We start from the raw sequence: 21,354 nt of genomic DNA, 5'->3' as shown, positions 1-21,354 counted from the left end.
CTCGCATCGCACGCGCACGGCCCCGGGATGCCGGGACGCACGCACGCTATGCGATTACTTCATCGAAATATCGGTGAAGTTGAACGAACCGTCAGGCATCGTGTACACGCCGGTCAGGTTCTTGTTACGTGCGTACAGCAGCTTTTCCGTCACGAGGAACGCCCACGGCGCATCGTTCCAGATCTTCTGTTGTGCGTCCGTGTACAGCTTCGTCTTCTCGGCACGGTCCGTCGTGAGCAGCGCCTTGTTGAAGTCCGCGTCAACCGCGTCGTTCTTGTAGTACGCCGTGTTGAACAGCTTCGGCGGGAACGATTCCGAGCTCAGCAGCGGGCGCAGCGCCCAGTCGGCTTCACCCGTCGACGACGACCAGCCCACGTAGTACATGCGCACCGGTGCCTTGTCGGGGTCCGGTGCGGACTCGACCAGCTCGACACGTTGACCGGCTTCAAGTGCGCGCACCTGTGCCTTGATGCCGACCTGCGCCAGTTGCTGCTGCACGAACTGGATCACCTTCTGCGCCGTCGTGTACGTGTAGGCGGACCAGAGCACCGTCTCGAAACCGTTCGGGTAACCGGCTTCCTTGAGCAGTTCGCGGGCCTTGGCCGGGTTGTACGGCCACGGGCCGGTCTTGACTGCGTAGTCGACGCCCTTCGGCACCACACCGTCAGCCGGCGTGGCGTAGCCTGCGAAGGCCACCTTCACCAGCGCTTCCTTGTTGATCGCGTAGTTGATGGCCTGACGCACGCGCACGTCGTCGAACGGCTTCTGCTTCGTGTTGAAGCTCACGTAGCGCTGGATGATCGACGGACCGGCGATCACGTCCACCTTGCCGCCCGACTTCAGGCCTTCGGCCTGCTCATACGGCACCGGGAAGGCAAAACCGGCTTCGCCCGTCTGCATGACGGCCGCGCGCGTGTTGTTGTCCACCACCGGCTTGAAGGTGATCGTGTCGACCTTCGGATAGCCCTTCTTCCAGTAGCCGTCGAACTTCTTCACCTTCACGTAATCGGTGCGGTTCCATTCGACAAACTCGAACGGGCCGGTGCCGACCGGGTGCGAGGCGATGTCCTTGCCGTACTTCTTGAGCGCTTCGGGCGAGATGATCACCGCCGACGGGTGGGCCAGCGTGTTGATGAACGGCGAGAACGGCTCCTTGAGCGTGAACTTGACCGTGTGCGCGTCGACGGCTTCCGTCTTCGCGATTTCCTTGTACAGGTTGTAGCGCTTGAGCTTGTTGTCCGGGTTCGTCACGCGGTCGAAGTTCGCCTTCACGGCGGCGGCGTCGAAGTTGGTGCCGTCCTGGAACTTCACACCCGACTTGAGCTTGATCGTGTAGACGAGGCCGTCCGGCGAGACCGTGTAGCTATCGGCCAGCACGTTGATGAGCTTCATGTCCTTGTCGAAACCGAACATGCCCTCGTAGAACGACTTGGCGATGGCTTGCGACAGCGTATCGTTCGCGTCGTACGGATCCATCGTCGTGAAGGTCGACTGCACGGCCATCACGACATCCTTGGCGGCGAACGCCGGGGCTGCACCGAATACGGCGGACGCCACAGCGACGGACGCGAGCGCGGTTTTCCAGCGAGCGCCCAACAAAACGTTTTTCGACATCTGTCTTTCTCCTTCTGGTCTGACGGGGTCGCCCCGGGCGAGTCGTTCGACTGCGCCACTTGGCGGTCATTATGGTGACAACATGAACAGCAAGGGTACTGCCTGAAACTGCTTGAAACTACCGGGAGCGAAGCCATCGCTCCCGGGGAAAACGGGTTTGGCTCAGGACATCCGAGTCTTGCGAATCAATAAGCACCGGCCACGCGATGACGCGCAACAAAGTGCCCCGCGCCGACTTCGACCAGCGGCTGCACCTGCGGCTCGTCGCCCAGTGCGCGAATCGGGCTCGGAATTTCTTCCGTCAGCAGTTCGCGTTTGGCATGACGGCGCGCCGGATCGGCAATCGGTACTGCCGACATCAGCTTCTTCGTGTACGGGTGCTGCGGGTTCTCGAAGATCGCGCGACGCGGGCCGATCTCGACGATCTGGCCGAGGAACATCACCGCCACACGGTGGCTGATGCGCTCCACGACCGCCATGTCGTGCGAGATGAACAGGAACGCGATGCCGAACTCCTTTTGCAGGTCGAGCATCAGGTTGATGATCTGGGCCTGCACGGAGACGTCGAGCGCCGAGACGGATTCGTCGGCGATCACGACCTTGGGTTTGAGCGCCAGTGCGCGCGCAATGGCGATACGTTGACGCTGACCACCCGAGAATTCATGCGGATAACGCTGGGCGTACTCGGCGGGCAATCCCACGCGCTCCAGCAATTCCGCCACGCGCTTCTCGGCTTCTGCACCGCTTGCCACGCCGTGCACCAGCAGCGGTTCCATGATCGAGAAGCCCACCGTCAGACGCGGATCGAGCGACGCGAACGGGTCCTGGAAGATGAACTGGATATCGCGGCGCAGCGTCTGCAACGCGCGGCCTGCGAGATCGTGAATCGGCTTGCCGCCGAACTCGATCGAGCCGCCCTGACTGGCGACCAGACGCAGCAAGGCACGGCCGGTCGTCGACTTGCCGCAACCCGATTCACCCACGAGGCCCAGCGTCTCGCCGGGGTACAGATCGAAGCTCACCCGCTCGACGGCGTGCACACGTTGCTTCACGCGACCGAAGAGGCCCGACGGCACGTCGAAGCGCGCCACGAGGTCCTTCACACGCAGAATCGGACCGGCATCCGTCTTTACCGTGGGCTGCGGCGTTTCGGCAACAGGCTTCGCATCGGGCGGCGCGTCGTAGCGCAGCAGCGGGAAGCGTGCCGGCAGATCGGTGCCTTGCATCGAGCCGAGACGCGGCACGGCCGAGAGCAATGCCTGCGTATAGCGCTCACGCGGCGCGGCGAAGATTTCCGCCGACTTGCCTTCCTCGACCTTATCGCCACGATGCATCACGAGCACGCGGTCGGCCACCTCGGCGACCACGCCCATGTCGTGCGTGATGAACACCACGCCCATCTGCATCTCGTCTTGTAACGCGCGAATCAGTTGCAGGATCTGCGCCTGAATGGTCACGTCGAGGGCAGTCGTCGGTTCATCTGCGATCAGCAAGCCCGGCTTGCACGAGAGCGCCATCGCGATCATGACGCGTTGACGCATGCCGCCCGAGAGCTGGTGCGGGAAGCGGCCGAGCACGCGGCGCGCTTCGGGAATGCGCACGAGTTCGAGCATGCGCAGGGCTTCGGCGCGTGCGGCTGCGGCGTCCTTCCCCTGGTGCAGACGAATCGATTCGGCGATCTGCTCGCCGACCGGGAACACCGGGTTGAGCGACGTCATCGGCTCCTGGAAGATCATCGCCATGTCGGCACCACGGATGCTGCGCATGGTGTGGCCGCTAGCGCGCGTCAGATCGACCAGCTTGCCGTTGCGACGGCGCATGATCATCGTGCCCTGCGTGATGCGTCCGCCCCCGTTTTCCACGAGACGCATGGCGGCCAGCGACGTCACCGACTTGCCCGAGCCGGATTCGCCGACGATGGCGAGCGTCTCGCCCCGGTCGACGTGGAAGGACAGGTCGCGCACGGCCGTGACCACGCGCTCGGAGGTCGCGAACTGCACGGAAATGCCGCTCACGTCGAGCACGCGCTCGTCGGGCAACGAAATGGTGGGGGTTGTCTTACGCTCAGCCACGCCTGTCCTCGCTAATCTTCACTTGCCGAATCTGCTGCCAAGGGCGTCACCGTCTCCGATGCCACCCTGTCCTGCCTGTCGTGTTCAGACGTCAGGCCTTATTCATTGACGTTATTCATGAATGGCCGTCACCGGCGTCTCGCCGACACGGGCCACGCCGCGATACATCCCTTCCGTATTGAACGGCAGCGCCACGTTGCCCTGTGCATCCACCGCGATCAGACCGCCGCGGCCGTCCACGCGCGGCAGACGCTCGCGAATGACGCGCTCGGCGGCATCGGCCAGCGACAGGCCTGCGTAGGCCATCAGCGCGCCCACTTCGTAGCATGCGACAGCGCGGATGAACGCCTCGCCCGTGCCCGTCGCCGAGACGGCGGCCGTCGCGTCGTTCGCGTAGCAGCCCGCACCGATCAGCGGCGAATCGCCCACACGGCCGATGGCCTTGTTCGTCATGCCGCCCGTGGAGGTCGCCGCCGCCACGTGACCGTGGATGTCGCAGGCGACCGCGCCGACCGTGCCGAACTTCGTGTCCGGATCGATGGGCTCTTTCTTGAGCGGCATGTCGTGATCGAGCGAGACGGCAGCACTCTCCAGCGCGCGCTGCAACTGGGCGTAGCGCGCTTCGGTGAAGAAGTACTCGGGATCGACCAGTTCGGCCCCGTTCGCTGCGGCGAAGGCTTCCGCCCCCTCGCCCACGAGCAGCACGTGCGGGCTGTGCTCCAGCACCGAACGAGCCGCCAGGATCGGGTTACGCACACGGTGAACGCAGGCGATGGCACCGGCGTCGAGCGTCGTGCCGTTCATGATCGCGGCGTCGAGTTCGTGCGTGCCTTCGTGGGTGAAGACCGCGCCACGCCCGGCATTGAAGCGCGGGCAATCTTCGAGGTGCTGCACGGCAACGGTCACGGCGTCGAGCGCCGAGCCACCGGCCGCCAGCACGGCCTGACCGGCGCGAAGCACGTCGGCCAGGGCCTCGTGATACGCCTTGAGTTCTTCGGGCGACGTGTCGCGGCTGATCGTTCCGGCACCGCCGTGAATGGCGATGACCGCACGTTGGGCGTGGCTCATGATGCGTTGTCCTTTCTGTCCAGACTGACGGGCGTCGCGCTGGACGCCGTGCTGGCATGACTCGAATGTCGGGATGCGGTCTGATGGACCGGATTCGGTGCGCCCTGCGTACTCGCGGTCGCCGCAGCGGCGGCGTTCGACAGCGACTTCACGGCGGCGGCGGTGTCGCTGGCGGCGCGTTGGGGGGCTGAAGCGGTGCCAGTGGTGGCGGCAGTGGTCGCGGCGCGTCCCACGACGGGCGACGGCGCTCGGGCCACGGCTCTGGCCACATTGGCCGGCGCGTTCGACGGATTCTGCGACGCCGAGTCGATCCACGGCAGCAGGAAATCGGTCAGTTCGGTGGCGCGATCCACGGCGTGTTTCGCGCGTTGCGCGACGGCGTCGCAGATGGCATCGATCATCGCCAGCACACTCGCTTCGGAGTTGCTCGACAGACGCGGCTTGCTGCGCACGAAGATGACGATATCGCCCAGCGGTGCCAGCGGCGACGTCGGACTGTCCGTGAGCACCATCACCGACACACCACGCCCGCGCAGGCGACGGCACAGCGTCACGGTATCGGAGACGTAGCGCGGGAAGCCGAGCGCGATCACCAGATCGCCCTCACGCAATTTGAAAAGCTGCCGTGCAGCGTGCGTCGATCCGCCGGCGCCGACGACCGACTGCACGTTTTCACAATAGGGATCGAGACCGTGATGCAGCAGACCGGCGAGATAGCCGCTCGCCCCCAGTCCCAGCACGTAAATACGATGCGCTTGCAGAATCGACTCGATGGCGCGCTCGCACGTCCCGGCGTCGAGCGCGCGACGGGTCCAGTCGAGATTCTCGATGGCTTGCGCAAGGGACGCGGCCATCACGTCCGCACTGTCGCTCGCCTGCGCCTTGCTCGTGCGCAGGCTTTCAATCGGGGCCAGCGTCGCCTCGTAACCGCGGACCATGGCCGCACGGCACTGCGGGTAGCCGTCGAAGCCGAGCGCGCGCGCGAAGCGGTTGACGGTCGCGAGCGACACGCCGACCGCGTCGGCAAATTCGTCGATGCGCATGGTCGCGGCACGAAACGTATTGTCGAGCACGAACGCCGCCATGCGCTGCTGCGCGGGCGTCAGTTCGGGCATGGCTCGCACGATGCGCTCAGTGAGCGGCAAGTCGGCGGGCAACGAATCGGCGTCGATCATGAAATTGAAATGCGTCCTTCCTTCGGAGTGAAGGAAAGTATATTTTCATCGGCACCCCGTCAAAAGAAAAAAAATAGTTCAAATGCTGCCAATCGAGCTTCCAACACGCGTGCATTTCCCCTTCACGGCCCGCAAACCCTGTCAAAACAAGGGGGCATGACCTCCGTCATACGTAAAAAACGGGCATACTAGTGGAAACCCGAATGCACGAACTTGCCGCCGGCTTTTCGATCCGACGCTGAAGTACGGTTTCACTGCGCGTCGGTTCAAAAGCGTCGCGCTGCGTCACTCAGATATCGCTTCGATATCACTCAATCGTCAGGTAACAGATTCACAGGAAGTCACTGGACCGCCTGGGGAGGCTTGGTCGGAGGCGAGTCGTAACGTGCAGTAAACATGGCGTAGTCGCGGGCTTACATTCGTCCGCTACTGTGATCGAACGAATCGTGCCGACGTGAACGCCATAGCCTCAAGGAGCAAGACCATGCTGAGCCCGCATGAAATCGCCACGCTGTTGCTGGCGGCCGCATCCCTGGGCCCCATCGATGCCGACGCGCTCGAACCGCCCGACCTCGCCGCGCTGGAGCAAGCGCGTCTGGTGCATGTGGCGGTGGACGAAGGACAAACGAAAGTGAGCGTGACCGAAGACGGTCACCGAGTGCTGCGCCGTCTTGGATTGGAACGTTCGGGCGGAGAGCGCATGGAAGCGCCGCGTCTGGCGACGACTGCCGCGCAACGCGCGGAGCCCGACATGAAAGAGGTTGCGAGTGAGGGAGCGGGGACGCCTGAGGCATCCTAAGTGCCGCAGGCAGCAACGCTGCCCGCGAACACGAACGTCAATGCATCAGAGCATCGCGAAGAACAGGCTTAGGCGCGCAAGGACGATCAGCAGAATCTGCATCAGCAGGAACAGCGCCAGCGGCGAGAGATCGAAGCCGCCGACCATCGGAATCACGCGGCGAAGCGGGCGCAGCAGCGGGTCAAGCAAGTGCTGGAGAATCGGCATCGCCGTGGCACGCGGATTGACCCACGACAGCACGGCCATCAGCAGCGTGAGCCACATCACCAGATTGGCACCCCACTTGGCGACCAGCACCAGCGCCACCAGCAAGCCACGCGGGAACACCGTGACCGGTGAGACGCCCACCACGGCAGTGATCAGCACCAGATAGAGGATTGCCGCGATCCACGCGCCGATCACACACGCCCAATCGATTCCCCCAACGCCCGGCACAACACGCCGCAGCGGCAACACGATCCAGTTAGTGAACTGGAACACCCCTTGAGAGAGCGGATTACGCGGGGGCAGCCGTGTTGCCTGCATCCACACACGCAAAAGCAATAAAGCGCCGAATAGCGAGAAAACAAGGTCTAGCAGCAGACGGGCGATTTCGACGAGCATCTGGACTCCAACGGATTGTGCGGTCCCCCGCAAAACCGGCATTGTCGCATGCGTTTGCCCGAGTTCAATCCCTGCCTAGCGCATTCAGTGGATGCTGCCCTTCCGGCCACGGTGAAACGAAGAAGGCATCCACCGCCGCCGTCGGCACGTCGTCCAGCGTGGCGTAGCGCCAACGCGGTTGCTTGTCCTTGTCTATTAGCAGCGCGCGGACGCCCTCGACGAAATCCCCGGACGCGAATGCGTGATAGCCCAGCACCAGCTCCATGCGGAAAGCGTCGGCCAGATCGAGGCGTCGCCCCTTCTGTAATTGCCGGTCGGTAACGCAGAGACTGAGCGGGGAGCGTTGGCGAAGCAGTTCCAGTGTCCCGGCCGCCCAGGCGCTATCGGTGTCGGCATTGAGCGACGCCACGATGCCCGGCACGTCAAGGGCACTGAAATGCCTGTCGAGCGAAGTTCTCACGCCAGCGAGCGGCGCGGCGTCCGACGACGTGCGCCCCAATGGCAGGATGGCGGCACGCAGACGCGTGAGCAACGCGTCATTACCGCCGCTAGTGGCACTCGCCCCCTCTCCGGACCATTCGAACTGCAACAGCACCTCGCGCAATCGCCCCAGTGCATCGCCCTCAAGCCAGACATCGGCCAGTCCACAGTAGAGCGTATCGGCCGCCGCAATGGTGGCCCCGGTCAGGCCGAGATAGCGCGCCAGCGTCGGCGCGAGATGCCCGAGGAACCAGCTTGCGCCAACGTCCGGGAACAAGCCGATGGCCGTTTCCGGCATCGCGAGCTTCGTTCTGTCGGTCACGATGCGCAGCGCAGCGCCCTGTGCGACACCCATGCCACCGCCCATGACGATGCCGTCGAGCAATGCGATATAGGGCTTCGGATACCGGTGAATCAGGTAATCGAGCCGGTACTCGTCGACGAAGAACGCCTGATGCGCGTTAGCGTTATTCACCCGGCTATCGTATAGCGCGCGGACATCACCTCCGGCGCAGAACGCCTTCTCGCCCGCCCCTTCGATCACGACCGCGCGCACGGTCGCGTCGTCCTTCCACGCGACGAGTTGTCGCCACATGGCGCGCACCATACCGTGGGTGATCGCATTCAGCGCCTTCGGCCGGTTAAGCGTGATCACGCCGAACCCGTTGATCACGTCGAACAACACTTCGTCTTGCGCTTCGACAGCGCCATCGTGCAGATTCACGTGTCCTCCCCCTCAATCCAGTGCGCGGGCGATCACTTGCCGCTGGACTTCGCTGGTGCCTTCGTAGATTTGCGTGATGCGCGCGTCGCGATAGAACCGCTCGACCGGATAGTCCTCCAGATACCCGTAACCACCGTGAATCTGAATGGCATGCGTGCACACCCACTCTGCCAGTTCCGACGCGAAGAGCTTTGCCTGCGACGCCTCCGTCAGGCAGGGCAACCCCTGAGTGCGCAGGGCTGCCGCGTGCAGAATCAGGAAGCGCGCCGCGTTGATACGCGTCGTCATGTCTGCCAGCATGTTGGCGATACTCTGATGCTCGCGAATCGGCTTGCCGAATTGCTGGCGTTCGTTCGCGTATTGCAGCGCCGCCTCGAACGCTGCGCGCGCCACGCCCAGCGCCAGTGCAGCGATCCCTATGCGCCCGCCCTCAAGGTTCGATAGCGCGATCTTCAGCCCCTGCCCCGGTTCGCCCAACATGGCGTCGTCGCCGACCTCGCAGTCGACCAATGTGATCGGACAGGTGTCCGACGCGCGAATGCCAAGCTTGTGCTCGGGACGCCCGACCTCGAATCCCTTGGTATCGGTCGGCACGATGAAAGCCGAGATGCCCCGCTTGCCGGCCGCCGGATCGGTCACCGCAAACACGATGGCCACTGCCGCGCGCTTGCCGTTCGTCACGAACTGCTTGTTGCCGTTGAGCACCCATTTATCGCCGCGACGTTCGGCGCGCGTCTTCAGATTGCTCGCGTCCGACCCGGCTTGCGGCTCGGTCAGACAGAACGCCCCGATCTTGCGGCCTGCCGCCAGATCCGGCAGCCAGCGTTCCCGTTGGGCGTCGTTGCCGAACTTCAGAATCGGCGCACAGCCGACCGAGTTGTGCACGGACATCATCGTGGCCGTGGAAGCGCAACCCGCCGCGATCTCCTCCATCGCCAGCGCGTACGCCGTGTAATCGGTGTAAGACCCGCCGTACTGTTCCGGCACCATCATGCCGAGCAGGCCGAGCTCGCCCATCTGCGCGACCATCGCGTCCGGCAACGCGCACTCGCGGTCCCACTGCGCCGCATGCGGTGCAAGTTGCTCACTGGAAAACGCACGCGCCATATCGCGAATCATGCGTTGGTCTTCGGTATAGAAATCCATGTTCTGTCTCCTGCGCCGTGACGTAGTCGCAACGTAATCGGTAAGAATCGCCGTCAAATTCGTCGACGTCTTTCGCCTGTCGATAGGTCCAGTGTAGGGATCGTGCCCCGTTGGCACCATAGCCAAAAACGGCAAATTGGATGAGCGGAATTGCCATCGGAATCGTCTGTATTCGGCTCCGGACAAACCCTCATGGCGGCACGGAATCGCCACGGGCCTTGCCGGACAACGCCCAAGACACGCCTGACGTGAGGTGAGATCCCCTGTTTGCGGAGTGGATAAATCCCTCACGAACTCTGACCCGATTGGACATTGCCTCCCGCTGACCCCACCCATTACGATGAATTTCCCCTTGCCCACGAGCGTCGCCCCCGAGAACAGACGACGCCGCGGGCGGTCGGCAAAGCGCACAGAGGTCACTGCATCACAGGCGCGCTTGACGACCGGCATCCGACTACAGGAGACAACCCATGACTGCGGATTACGCCCAAGCCTATGAGGCGTTCGACCTCGACGCCACCGTGCGCGCCACGCTGGCGGGCAACCTCGACGCGATGAATGCCTGTGTCGAATGTTGCGACCGTCACGCCCTTCCCGGGCGCATCGCCCTTTTCTGGGAAGGCAAGGACGGCACCAGTCAGACCTGGACGTTCAAACTGCTGCAAACGCTGTCGGCGCGTTTCGCCAACTTCCTGCGCGAACAAGGCGTGCAACCCGGCGACCGCGTCAGTGGCCTGCTGCCACGCACGCCGGAATTACTCATCACGATTCTCGGCACGTGGCGTGCTGGCGCAGTCTATCAGCCGCTCTTCACGGCGTTCGGGCCGAAGGCGATCGAACACCGTTTGCAGAGCGCGCAAAGCAAACTCGTCATTACCGACGCGACCAACCGGGCGAAACTCGACGAAGTCGCCAACTGCCCGCCGGTGGCCACGGTCGGCGGCGCGCGCGGTCAGGGTGTGCGACGCGGCGACTTCAGTTTCTGGCACGAGGTCGAGAATCACGACGAGGTGTTCGAGCCGGTGATGCGCCGGGGCGACGATCCCTTCATGATGATGTTCACCTCGGGCACGACAGGTGCGGCCAAGCCGGTGATGGTGCCACTGCGCGCGATCATGGCGTTCATGGGCTATATGCGCGACGCCGTCGACCTGCGTCCGACCGACACGTTCTGGAACATTGCCGACCCGGGTTGGGCGTACGGGCTGTACTACGCCGTCACGGGGCCTCTCGCGATGGGGATTCCCACGACGTTCTACGACGGGCCGTTCACCGTGGAGAGCACGTACCGGATCGTCAACAAACTGGGTATCACCAACCTGGCCGGATCGCCCACGGCGTTCCGTCTGCTCATCGCGGGTGGCGAAAAGGCGGCGGCACCGGTCAAAGGCAAGCTGCGCGCCGTATCGAGTGCTGGTGAGCCGTTGAATCCGGAGGTCATTCGCTGGTTCGCCGAGCATCTCGGTGTGACCATTCACGACCATTACGGTCAGACAGAACTGGGCATGGTGGTCTGCAACCATCACGCGCTCTCGCATCCGGTGCAGGCGGGGACGGCGGGCTTCGCATCGCCGGGGCATCGCGTCGTCGTGCTCGACGACGACGGGCGGGAGTGCCCTGTCGGGCAGCCGGGCGTACTCGCATTGGACCGCAAGCAATCGCCCCTGATGTGGTTCGGCGGCTACTGGGAGCGGGAGACGCCTGCGTTTGTGGGCGACTACTACCTGTCTGGCGACACGGTCGAGCGCAATACCGACGGCAGCATCAGCTTCGTCGGACGTAACGACGACGTCATCACTTCGGCGGGCTACCGCATCGGCCCGTTCGATGTGGAGAGCGCGCTGATCGAACATCCGGCCGTGATTGAGACGGCCGTGGTCGGAAAGCCGGACCCCGAGCGCACGGAGCTGGTCAAGGCATTCGTCGTGCTGCACGCCCAGTTCACCCCATCGGACGCCCTCGCCCGCGAATTGCAGGAACACGTTCGCCATCGACTGTCGACGCACGCTTATCCGCGCGAAGTCGAATTCGTTGCCGAACTGCCCAAGACGCCGAGCGGCAAGCTTCAGCGCTTCATTTTGCGCAATCAGGAAATCGCCAAGGCCGCGCAAGCGTCGGCCAACGCGGCCTGAGCGCAACCTCTTACTTATTCAGGATTCGCAATGCAAATCAAGGATCGTGTCTTTCTCGTCACCGGCGCATCGTCGGGCCTCGGCGCTGCAACCGCTCGCATGTTCGTCGACGCGGGTGCCAAGGTCGTGCTCGGCGACATCAACGCCGAAGCCGGTGCCCAACAGGCCGACGCGCTGGGAGAGGCCGCACGCTTCGTCACGACCGACATCACGCGTGAAGATGATGTGCAGCGTCTTGTCGATACGGCGAAAAGCGCCTTCGGCAGCCTGAACGGCGTGGTCAACTGCGCGGGCATGGTCATTGGCGAACGCATTCTCGGCAAGCAGGGGCCGCACCGGCTCGAGAGCTTCGCACGCGTCATCAACGTGAACCTGATCGGCACGTTCAACGTGTTGCGCATTGCCGCAGCGGCGATGGCCGACGGCGAAGCGGATGCCGAAGGCGAACGCGGTGTCGTCGTGAACACGGCATCGGTCGCGGCGTTCGACGGGCAGATCGGTCAGGCGGCGTATGCAGCGTCGAAGGGCGGCGTTGCAGCGCTGACCCTGCCGGCCGCACGTGAGCTGGCGCGACTGGGCGTGCGCGTCGTGACCGTCGCGCCGGGGATTTTCGAAACACCCATGATGGCCGGCATGACGCCCGAGGTGCAGGCTGCGCTGGGCGCGTCGGTGCCGTTCCCGCCGCGTCTGGGACGCCCGTCCGAGTATGCGGCGCTCGTGCGCCATATCGTCGAGAACACCATGATCAACGGCGAGGTTATTCGTCTTGACGGCGCATTGCGCATGGCACCGAAGTAAGTCGAAGAAAGCCGAGGGAAGTCTCGACGTCGTACGCTGCACAAGAATCGCCCATCCTGCCAAATCCGCAAATTCGGAAACCTCCGATCAGCGTTTCGGACGGCGACGGAAGCGCCGACAGGGGTCGCACTGCTAGAATTCCTGCGTCCCCCTGCTACGGCATTCCGCCGGCTCCGACTCGCGACGCATGGAAAAAGGCAGCATTTCGATTCATTTTGTGATCAACGCATTGGCGCACGTCGAGCGACTCGGCGGCGACCCGACGGCATTGCTGCGCGCGGCCGACATCGCCCCGTCGTTGCTCGCTCACCCTCAGGGGCGCGTCTCGGCGGATCGATATGCCCATCTGTGGCGACTGATCAGTCTCGCACTGGACGACGAGTTTTTCGGACAGGATTCGCGACGCATGAAGGTCGGCAGTTTCGCGATGCTGTGCCACAGCGTCGTCACTTGCCACACGCTGGAGCAGGCGTTGCAGCGTGCTTGTCGCTTCATGGGGCTGTTGCTCGACGATTTGGAAATGCATCTGGTGCGCGACGGCGCACTGGCCCGGCTTGAAGTCCATGAGCGGCCGGACGTGAAAGCGCCGCGCATCTTCGGGCACGAGACACTGCTGATCCTCTTCTACGCCCTCACCTGCTGGCTGATCGCACGGCGCGTGACCTTGGGAACGGCGTACTTCGCGTTCGACGAACCGGTGTACAGCGACGAGTACCGAACCATGTATTCCGCGCGGTTGGTCTTCGGTGCCTCACATACCGCCATCGAGTTCGACGCCGCGTGTCTGGACTTACCGGTGGTGCAAAACGAAGTGACGGTGAAGGATTTCCTGAGAGCTGCGCCGGGCAACATCATCCTCAAGTACAAGAACACCAAGGGGATGGTGGCGAGGGTGCGGCGCAGACTGAAGGCGATGCCGACCGATAGCTGGCCCGCGTTCGAAGCGTTGGCGGGCGAGTTTCACACGACGCCGTCGACGTTGCGCCGCCGGTTGGAGGACGAGGGGCAGTCGTACCAGTCGATCAAGGATCAACTGCGACGCGATCTTGCGATTCACGCGCTGTGCCACACGTCCAAACCGATGCTGGAAATTGCGCTGTCGTTGGGATTCGCCGATCCCAGCGCATTCTTCCGGGCGTTCCGGAAATGGACGGGGGCGCGTCCGGGAGATTACCGGCGTCAGGCTGTCGAGGCCTGACGCGCCCTGATCTTCCCTAAACTGCCCGGTCCAGCCCCGCCCTGCCCGCCCTGATCCGCGCCGAAACGCCGATGGCCCGGTTCAATGGCAGCCCCGTCGGGGCCGCCAACATCTGAAAAGCGAACGACTCACGTCTCAGGCCGTGCGGGCCTTCCCCGTCACGGCAGCACTTTCCTTGCCATCGTCACCGTCGTCGTCCAATTCGATGCGCTTCACTTCGCCGAGCAACAGCAGATAGCACAGCACACCGGCGATAGCGAAGATGCTGATGAGGCCGAGTGCCCAGCCGAACGAGCCCGTCGCTTTGACGATGAAACCGATGGCGATGGGCGTGATGATGCCGGAGAGATTACCGGCAAAGTTCACCGCACCGCCCGTGATGCCGACCATACCCTTGGGGGCGATGTCTGCTACGAGCGACCACGACGCCGATGCCACGCCTTGCGCGAAGAACGCGAACGACATGATGGCGATGACAAGCCAGTTGGCATCCGTGAGGACCGTGAGCGACATCGTCGGCACCAGCAGCAGACCGGTGACGATGGGCGTCTTGCGCGCCGTACCGACCGCCACACCGCGACGCAGCAACCAGTCCGAGAGCAGACCGCCGCACACCACACCGATGGACGCCGCCACGAACGGCACCGACGTCATGCCGCCAGCCTTGAGCACCGTCATGTGACGTTCGGTGATCAGGTACGTCGGGAACCACGTCAGGAAGAAGTACAGCGACGAGAGCGACGCAAACTTACCCACGCAGATCGCGATGATCTGGCGATTGCGAAACAGTGCCAGCAGCTTGCGCCACGGAAATTTCTGCGCCGTCGCAGGTTCCGTCGACTTCACTTCGACGAGTGCCCCGCCGCTGCGAATATGCTCGAGTTCTGCGGCGTTGACCCACGAGCACTTGTCCGGATCGCGATAGCCGACGAACCAGACACCGGCCCATACGATGCCCAGCAGACCCGTCGCATAGAAAATCTCGCGCCAGCCCCACGTGTGGGCAATCCAGAACAGCACCGGCGTGAGGGCTGCCATGCCGATGTACTGGCCGACGAGGTAGACGCTCGTGGCCACACCCCGCTCACGTTGAGCGAACCAGATCGAGACTACGCGATTGTTCACCGGGAACGTCGGGGCTTCGGCCACGCCTACGCCCAGGCGCATACCGAAAAGCGTAGCGAAGCGCGAAGTGAAGCCTTGCATGAACGTCAGCACCGACCAACTGAGGATGGCCACACCGTAGATCGCGCGCGTGCCGAAGCGGTCGATGACCCAACCGCCGGGAATGTTGGCGATCACATACGTCCAGGCGTACGCCGAGAAGATGAAGCCGAGCTCGACCGGTCCGAGACCGAACTCCTGCTTGAGCATCGGGGCGGCGACCGAGAGATTGGCGCGGTCGACGTAATTGATGACCGTGCCGACGAAGACCAGAAAGAGCATCCAGTAGCGCACACGCGAGGGGCGCTGGGAGGATGCAGGGGGCAGAGACACTGACATATTGAATCTCGTGAATCTCGAAATGGGCGGCGGCGTAACAACGCTGCCGAAAAACGTGCCATCACCCGCATCGCCGATGTCACCGGCACCGAATAAACCCGGCCCCGGCGACACCGCGATACAAGCGACATCAGCGACATTGCGACACAAGCACCGCGTTAAACACGGTTAAACGCGGCCTTACTGACTGCGTCAGAAGCTGTGATACATCCCGACGCGCAGCAGCATCTGATCGTGATTGCTCGATGCGCCGATCGGATACGACGCGGCGTGGTTATTCCCTGTCGCGCCGATGTACGTCACTTGCGCTTGCAACTGGGTGCGCTTCGAGAACGAATACAGGTCACCCGCTTCGATCTGGTTGTAGTGCGTGTGATTGAACGACGAATACGAATAGCCCAGTGTCAGCGCGTTCGCTTCCGTGACGCGGTATTCCGTGCCCACGTCGTAGTTGAACATGTTGCCCGAGCCGCCCGGCGCGCGGACTTCACTACGCGTATAGAGCGCGTGCACGTTCCAGCGCGACGAAATACGGTACGAAGCACCGATGCCCGTATTGTTCACGGCATCCGACTGGAACAGCTTCGCGGCGGAGAGGGCCGACTGACCGAAGATCGACGAAATGCCGAGACGCGACGAAAAATCGAACGTTCGCTTATTGATGCTCACGTAAGTGGCCGCCATCGACAATGCGCCGTTGTCGTACTTCACGTAAGCACCGGCCGTGCGTCCCTGGGCGTTGCCGCCGGCGAAGCCGTACATCAGGCCGCCCGTCAGTCCATGGAAGCTTGTGCTGTTCCACTTCACGGCGTTATCGATCTGCGACGAATTCGCCAGATTGTCGAGGTTACCGGGGTGATAGGCGTACAGATTGTGCTGCCAGAAGCCGTTCGAGAAGCGGATCGAGACGTCTTGCATGAAGTCCGTCTGGTGCCCGATCGAGACCGTGCCGAAGCGATCGCTGGCGAGCCCGACCCAGGCCTGACGATTCCACTCGACGCCGCTGTTGATCAGCGCACCGGTGCTCGTATTGAAGCCTTGTTCGAGTTGGAAGACAGCGGCGAGACCGCCGCCGAGATCTTCGCGTCCCTTAATGCCGAAACGGTCGGGTTGACCGATACCGGCATCCATTTTGAACAAACGTCCGCCGCCTTGATTACTCACATAAGTGAGGCCGTCGTCGACCGTCCCGTAAATCTGCAACGAATTGCCAGCGGCATGTGCCGCGCCAACGCATGCCAATAGGCAGGCTGCGCCGATACTGCGTCTCTTCACCATCTACTCCTGTTTGCCTCTGATGCCCGGGGCTGTTGACGCCCTTTGCCGGCACGCTCGACGTCATTCCCAACGTCCCGGCTGCCGCATCGTTATTGTCTTACCTATGAAACACTGATTAATAGGTGAGACAATTATGTCGAAGTGGCTACAGTGAGACAAGCAGAAAATAAGTAAGCATTTATTGATGTTGTGCAAATGCTAATGACAAAGGTGACGCGCGTCTGCGGGAAAAAATAGAGGAATGGCACGGTCGCGGGGGTTCAACCGAGGCCAATCGGCGGAAAGCGAGCCACGTGCGACAAAGCGCACAACGAAGCGGAGGCGGAAAAAAAGGGGCGTAAGAGTGGCGTCAATCCCCGGCCCCCTGACGCAGTGACTTAAAGGTAGTGGAACGGAGTCAGGGGGCCGGGGATTGGCGCTGCCCGGAGGGTATTTAGGGTGACGGGGGTATGGACCAGAGGGTTTTGGTCAAGGACCGCGAACGCCCCCACACGGCATCAAACGCATTCGGAAGGCGGTGAAAAATGGGGCACAGGAGTGGCGCCAATCGCCGGCCCCCTGACGCAGTGACTTAAAGGTAGTGGAACGGAGTCAGGGGGCCGGGGATTGGCGCTGCCCGGAGGGCAAATAGGATGGCGAGGCTATGGGACCGACGGGGTTGGGGACCGTCGGAGTTAAATCACTGATGCCCGCCAAGCGGCACCACACCAGCGCGCTCAGCGCGGTAGTTCAGCTTATGAGAAAGCTCATCGGCAGCAGATACCACCTTCTCGACGATGCCATTCTCGAGCAAATCGGCTTCGACGCGTGCCTGCGGGATCGTCACGCTAATGACCGCAGCAATTTGCCCACGATGATTGCGCACCGGCGCGGCGATTGTCGAAATGTTCTGTTCGAAGAAGGCTTGGCTCATGCTGTAGCCACGGGCAATGTCTTCTTGTACTACGCGATACAGCGCGTCGACCGTGGTAGGCGTATGCGCCGTATACGCTTCGAGCTTGCGCTCAGGATAAAGCTGCTTGAGCGACGGCAACGAGTAATCGCCAAGCAAAATGTGCCCGACGGCCGTCGCGTGAGCCGGCAGCCGCGTGCCAACGCGTACCGTACCGAACACCAGTTCGCGGCTGGCCGCCTTCGCGACGAACACCGCGTCGCGTTGATCGAGAATCAGAATGTGACTGGAGAACCCTGTCGCATCGCGCAGCTTCTCGATGACGGGCATTCCCAGATCCGTCAGTTCGAGCGAGTTCAGATACTCGAAACCGAGGCGCAGCACCGCCACACCGAGCCGGTAATGACGATCGTCGCCTGCTTTCTCGATAAAGCCTTCGGCTTCCAGTGTCTGCAACAGACGGAAAACCGTCGAGCGAGGAATATCCAGCCGCCGGGCAAGATCCGCCCCCGCCAGCACAGGCTCGCGCGCCGAAAAAGTCATGAGGATCCGCAGACCGCGCTCCAGGCCCGGGACCGAATATTTGTTATCGCTGTCGTTGCTCATGCCGTTTGCGCACAATGGCGCCGACCGGTGTGCGGCGGTTCCGCGCAGCCGATAGACGATATTCATGGAAGGCGCACATTATAGGCTACGGTTTCGGCACACGACCATGACGGAAGACCATGAGTCGACCGGGCCACTTTCTCACCACGCGAGACCGAGTTGCGCCGATGGCATCGTCGAGGTTGCGCTTGGTTGCGCCCGTTCTCGAAACACCATGCCCTATGCAAGCGCAGGTCAGCACCCATCCAGGGCAGGCGGGGCGGGGTTTCGGGCGATTTCGGGGTCCCATACCCTCGTCCGGCGGCATGCACCGCAATGGGGGTAATTCCGAAGCGCGTCGACTCGCGGTTTTTGTCATGATTGCGGCTGCAAGCTTGACAAGCTGGCGCATGTGGAGCGAGACACCGTGGCCCGAGCCGAGAACAATAAACGATCCGGACTGGCCAAAAGGCACGTATTCCTTTTCTCCTGACGCTTTTGCGATTGCCTATCCCAATAGCCACTCAGGAGCTGCGCCCACCTGCCAAGTGGGCGTTTTTTTGCTGGTCAAACGCTCCCTTCGCAGTGTGGTTCGACCCGCCCGCGGTGTTCTTCAAAAGAGAACCCGATGTCCTGGCATGCTTGTTGCTTGTATTTCCAGCATCGGGGATCGACGCCGCCTTGGCCGAGTTTTGACGATAAGTACGCACCAGATTGCAACGGCCCGTACTGAATCGCGAAGCCCGGACTCGCCCCCTGCGGCGCCTCCGTTTGTTTTGGGTCGAGGTGTTATGTTTAATGAACTGAGCGACGTTGAATGGCACGCCCTGCGTGATCTGATTTGCGACCGACCGGTCCGTACGGAACGACGCGGCCGCCCTCAAGTCGAGCAGCGCACGCTGACCAATGCTGTCTTGTGGGTGCTGTTCACTGGCGAGAGCTGGTCCAAGCTGCCCATGCAGTACCCCTCCGTGCCGACCTGCCGTCGCAAACTGAACGAATGGCGCGAATCGGGCATGCTCGATACGATTCTGAAACGCCTGCAACAATCGGGTCGCGATATCAGCGCCTGTGCAGGTCAAATCAGCAAACCGGCACGCAGCACGCCGTGCGGCGACACCGATCGCCTGCGTGGTGTGTTCTGGACGAACCCCGCTTCGTGGAAGCCGCCGGTCGCCGTGCGGTAATAGATATTGGGTGGCGCTGATGGGTCGCCGCTGTGCCGACCCGCACACCCGATCGAATCCATCGGTGTCACGATGTCTCGATGTCTCGATGTCTCGATGTCTCGATGTCCCCAGACAGGATTGCCGCGCAACGCTCGCGGCACCGTCGGGAAGGCATCACGGGGTTAGCCAGATAGCAGACATGTGCGAGATGTGGCCGGGCGGCCCATCTCGCGGTTTGCCGCCTGACGTCTTTCATCAGGCCAATGCAGTGCGCACTGCCTCCGCAATCGCCAGCGATGCCGTCAAACCCGGCGATTCGATGCCGAACAGATTGACGAGCCCCGCCACACCATGCACCGCAGGTCCATCGATCCGGAAGTCTGCTGCCGGTTCGCCCGGTCCGCTGATCTTCGGTCGAATTCCCGCATAGCCCGGTTGTAACGCGCCGTCCGCCAGCGTCGGCCAATAGCGTCGTACCGCTGCGTAAAAGCCATCGCCATCCGACGGGTTCACCGTGTAGTCGATCTCGTCCACCCACTGCACGTTCGGTCCGAAACGCGCCTGACCGCCGAGGTCGAGCGTCAGGTGAACGCCCAGCCCGCCGGGCTCCGGCACCGGATAGATCAGATGCGTGAAAGGCGCGCGCTGCGCACAGGTGAAGTAGCTGCCCTTCGCGTAGTACCGCTGAGGAATGTGTTCCGACGCCAGACCATCGAACCAGCGAGCGATATCGACCGCGTGAAGCCCTGCGCTGTTGATGACCGTGTTGGCAAGCAGTGTCGACGTGACGCCTTCGGTCTCGACATCGAGTTCGATGCCATCGGCACCGCCCACGCGAGCGCCGGTCACACGCGCCTCGAACGCCAGCATCGCCCCCGCGTTCTCCGCGTCCCCCTGCAAAGCAAGCATCAGCCCATGACTGTCGACGATGCCCGTCGACGGGGAGAGCAATGCACCAAATGTGTGCAGCGCAGGCTCTCGTTGTGCCACTTCCGCCGCCGTCAGCCATTGAAGATCGTCGACCCCGCTCGCCCGCGCGTTAGCGGCAATGGCTTCGAGTTCGGCAACCTGATGGTCGGTCGTCGCGACAATCAGCTTGCCGCAGCGACGATGCTCCACGCCGTGCGAAGCGCAGAATTCGTACAGGCGGTGTTTGCCTTCGACACACAGCGTCGCCTTGCGCGACCCGGGCGGATAGTAGATGCCACCGTGGATGACTTCACTGTTGCGCGAACTCGTGCCGGTGCCGATGGCGCGCTCGGACTCCAGCACGACGACTTCGCGTCCGGCCATGGCCATCGTTCGCGCGACGGCCAGTCCCACCACGCCCGCGCCGATCACGACGCAATCGACTTTGTCCATCGCTGTTCCCTGTTTGCCGTTCGAGATATCCGATTCGGATGAAGATGCGTGTAAGTGCGTCTTCATCCGAATCGGCTGCGGGATCGATGCCCGCAGCCGAACGCCTTACAGCGCGCCCGTCAGTTCCGGCACGACGGTGAACAGATCGCCCACCAGACCGTAGTCCGCCACCGAGAAGATCGGTGCTTCCGGATCCTTGTTGATCGCCACGATCACCTTCGAATCCTTCATCCCTGCCAGGTGCTGGATCGCACCCGAGATACCCACAGCCACATACAGTTGCGGCGCGACGATCTTGCCCGTCTGACCGACCTGATAGTCGTTCGGCACGTAACCGGCATCGACCGCTGCGCGCGATGCGCCCAGCGCCGCACCCAGTTTGTCCGCCAGCGGCTCCAGCACCTTCGTGTAGTTCTCGCCGCTCCCCAGACCGCGACCACCCGAGACGATGATCTTCGCCGAGGTCAGCTCCGGGCGGTCCAGCTTCGTCACTTCGCGGCCCACGAACTGCGACACACCGGCGTCCGGCGTCGCGGCGACCGATTCCACCGCAGCGCTGCCACCCGTGGCCGCCGCCGGGTCGAAGCCCGTCGAGCGCACCGTGATGACCTTCACCTTGTCGGCGCTTTGCACCGTCGCAATCGCGTTGCCTGCGTAGATCGGACGCTCGAACGTGTCAGCGCTGTCGACCTTCGTGATATCCGAGATCTGCGCGACGTCGAGCAACGCTGCGACGCGCGGGGCGATGTTCTTGCC

The 21,354-nt window shown here is 62.9% G+C and carries 17 protein-coding genes; 5 read left to right on the top strand and 12 right to left on the bottom strand.

What is annotated here, in order from left to right; genetic code table 11:
- Positions 1–54: 54 nt before the first annotated feature.
- From gsiB to PAQ31011_RS14380, 4 genes are all read right to left on the bottom strand, one after another.
- Positions 55–1,614: a glutathione ABC transporter substrate-binding protein GsiB gene (gsiB, locus tag PAQ31011_RS14395; protein ID WP_150576498.1), complete on the bottom strand. Its 1,560-nt coding sequence runs from the start codon at positions 1,612–1,614 to the stop codon at positions 55–57.
- Between the two features lie 185 nt (positions 1,615–1,799).
- Positions 1,800–3,686, bottom strand: coding sequence for a dipeptide ABC transporter ATP-binding protein (locus PAQ31011_RS14390; RefSeq protein WP_150576497.1), 1,887 nt, complete (start codon positions 3,684–3,686; stop codon positions 1,800–1,802).
- A gap of 111 nt (positions 3,687–3,797) precedes the next feature.
- Positions 3,798–4,754, bottom strand: a complete 957-nt coding sequence (locus tag PAQ31011_RS14385; RefSeq protein WP_150576496.1) for an isoaspartyl peptidase/L-asparaginase family protein — start codon at positions 4,752–4,754, stop codon at positions 3,798–3,800.
- Positions 4,751–5,929, bottom strand: coding sequence for a MurR/RpiR family transcriptional regulator (locus PAQ31011_RS14380; protein ID WP_150576495.1), 1,179 nt, complete (start codon positions 5,927–5,929; stop codon positions 4,751–4,753). The genes PAQ31011_RS14385 and PAQ31011_RS14380 overlap by 4 nt, the downstream gene beginning before the upstream one ends.
- Positions 5,930–6,413: 484 nt before the next feature.
- Here PAQ31011_RS14380 and PAQ31011_RS26400 point away from each other — a divergent pair, with 484 nt between their 5' ends.
- On the top strand, positions 6,414–6,728 hold the full coding sequence (locus PAQ31011_RS26400; RefSeq protein ID WP_174990123.1) for a hypothetical protein: 315 nt from the start codon (positions 6,414–6,416) through the stop codon (positions 6,726–6,728).
- A 45-nt stretch (positions 6,729–6,773) separates the two neighbouring features.
- Here the strand turns inward: PAQ31011_RS26400 and PAQ31011_RS14370 are convergent, their stop codons facing one another.
- From PAQ31011_RS14370 to PAQ31011_RS14360, 3 genes are all read right to left on the bottom strand, one after another.
- Positions 6,774–7,331, bottom strand: a complete 558-nt coding sequence (locus tag PAQ31011_RS14370) for a YggT family protein (RefSeq protein ID WP_039399685.1) — start codon at positions 7,329–7,331, stop codon at positions 6,774–6,776.
- A gap of 64 nt (positions 7,332–7,395) precedes the next feature.
- On the bottom strand, positions 7,396–8,535 hold the full coding sequence (locus PAQ31011_RS14365) for an enoyl-CoA hydratase/isomerase family protein (RefSeq protein ID WP_150576494.1): 1,140 nt from the start codon (positions 8,533–8,535) through the stop codon (positions 7,396–7,398).
- 12 nt (positions 8,536–8,547) lie between these two features.
- Positions 8,548–9,681, bottom strand: a complete 1,134-nt coding sequence (locus PAQ31011_RS14360; RefSeq protein ID WP_150576493.1) for an acyl-CoA dehydrogenase — start codon at positions 9,679–9,681, stop codon at positions 8,548–8,550.
- Positions 9,682–10,151: 470 nt separating this feature from the next.
- Here PAQ31011_RS14360 and PAQ31011_RS14355 point away from each other — a divergent pair, with 470 nt between their 5' ends.
- The 3 genes from PAQ31011_RS14355 (at position 10,152) to PAQ31011_RS14345 (ending at position 13,809) form a co-directional block, all read left to right on the top strand.
- On the top strand, positions 10,152–11,813 hold the full coding sequence (locus PAQ31011_RS14355; protein WP_150576492.1) for an acyl-CoA synthetase: 1,662 nt from the start codon (positions 10,152–10,154) through the stop codon (positions 11,811–11,813).
- 30 nt (positions 11,814–11,843) lie between these two features.
- Positions 11,844–12,611: an SDR family NAD(P)-dependent oxidoreductase gene (locus PAQ31011_RS14350; protein ID WP_150576491.1), complete on the top strand. Its 768-nt coding sequence runs from the start codon at positions 11,844–11,846 to the stop codon at positions 12,609–12,611.
- Between the two features lie 187 nt (positions 12,612–12,798).
- Entirely contained in the window at positions 12,799–13,809 is a 1,011-nt protein-coding gene (locus PAQ31011_RS14345; RefSeq protein WP_150576490.1) for an AraC family transcriptional regulator, read from the top strand.
- Between the two features lie 135 nt (positions 13,810–13,944).
- Here the strand turns inward: PAQ31011_RS14345 and PAQ31011_RS14340 are convergent, their stop codons facing one another.
- The 3 genes from PAQ31011_RS14340 to PAQ31011_RS14330 form a co-directional block, all read right to left on the bottom strand.
- A complete protein-coding gene (locus PAQ31011_RS14340) occupies positions 13,945–15,312 on the bottom strand; it encodes an MFS transporter (protein ID WP_150576489.1) in 1,368 nt (455 codons plus the stop codon).
- Positions 15,313–15,504: 192 nt separating this feature from the next.
- A complete protein-coding gene (locus PAQ31011_RS14335) occupies positions 15,505–16,590 on the bottom strand; it encodes a porin (RefSeq protein ID WP_150576488.1) in 1,086 nt (361 codons plus the stop codon).
- A 679-nt stretch (positions 16,591–17,269) separates the two neighbouring features.
- Positions 17,270–18,088 carry an IclR family transcriptional regulator gene (locus PAQ31011_RS14330; protein WP_150576487.1) on the bottom strand — a complete coding sequence of 273 codons (819 nt, stop codon included), beginning with the start codon at positions 18,086–18,088 and terminating at the stop codon, positions 17,270–17,272.
- 770 nt (positions 18,089–18,858) lie between these two features.
- Between PAQ31011_RS14330 and PAQ31011_RS26395 the strand changes: the two genes are divergently transcribed.
- Positions 18,859–19,254, top strand: a complete 396-nt coding sequence (locus tag PAQ31011_RS26395; protein WP_039399697.1) for a transposase — start codon at positions 18,859–18,861, stop codon at positions 19,252–19,254.
- Positions 19,255–19,491: 237 nt separating this feature from the next.
- On the opposite strand, the gene PAQ31011_RS14320 is transcribed toward PAQ31011_RS26395, so the two are convergent.
- Both PAQ31011_RS14320 and PAQ31011_RS14315 read right to left on the bottom strand, forming a co-directional pair.
- On the bottom strand, positions 19,492–20,598 hold the full coding sequence (locus tag PAQ31011_RS14320; protein ID WP_150576485.1) for an NAD(P)/FAD-dependent oxidoreductase: 1,107 nt from the start codon (positions 20,596–20,598) through the stop codon (positions 19,492–19,494).
- 105 nt (positions 20,599–20,703) lie between these two features.
- Positions 20,704–21,354, bottom strand: a 651-nt coding sequence (locus PAQ31011_RS14315; protein WP_150576484.1) for an electron transfer flavoprotein subunit alpha/FixB family protein, incomplete at its 5' end; no start/stop codon positions are given.

Origin of the sequence: Pandoraea aquatica, assembly GCF_902459565.1 — a bacterium.
Classification (GTDB): domain Bacteria; phylum Pseudomonadota; class Gammaproteobacteria; order Burkholderiales; family Burkholderiaceae; genus Pandoraea; species Pandoraea aquatica.
This window is presented reverse-complemented; position numbering and strand designations above follow the sequence as displayed.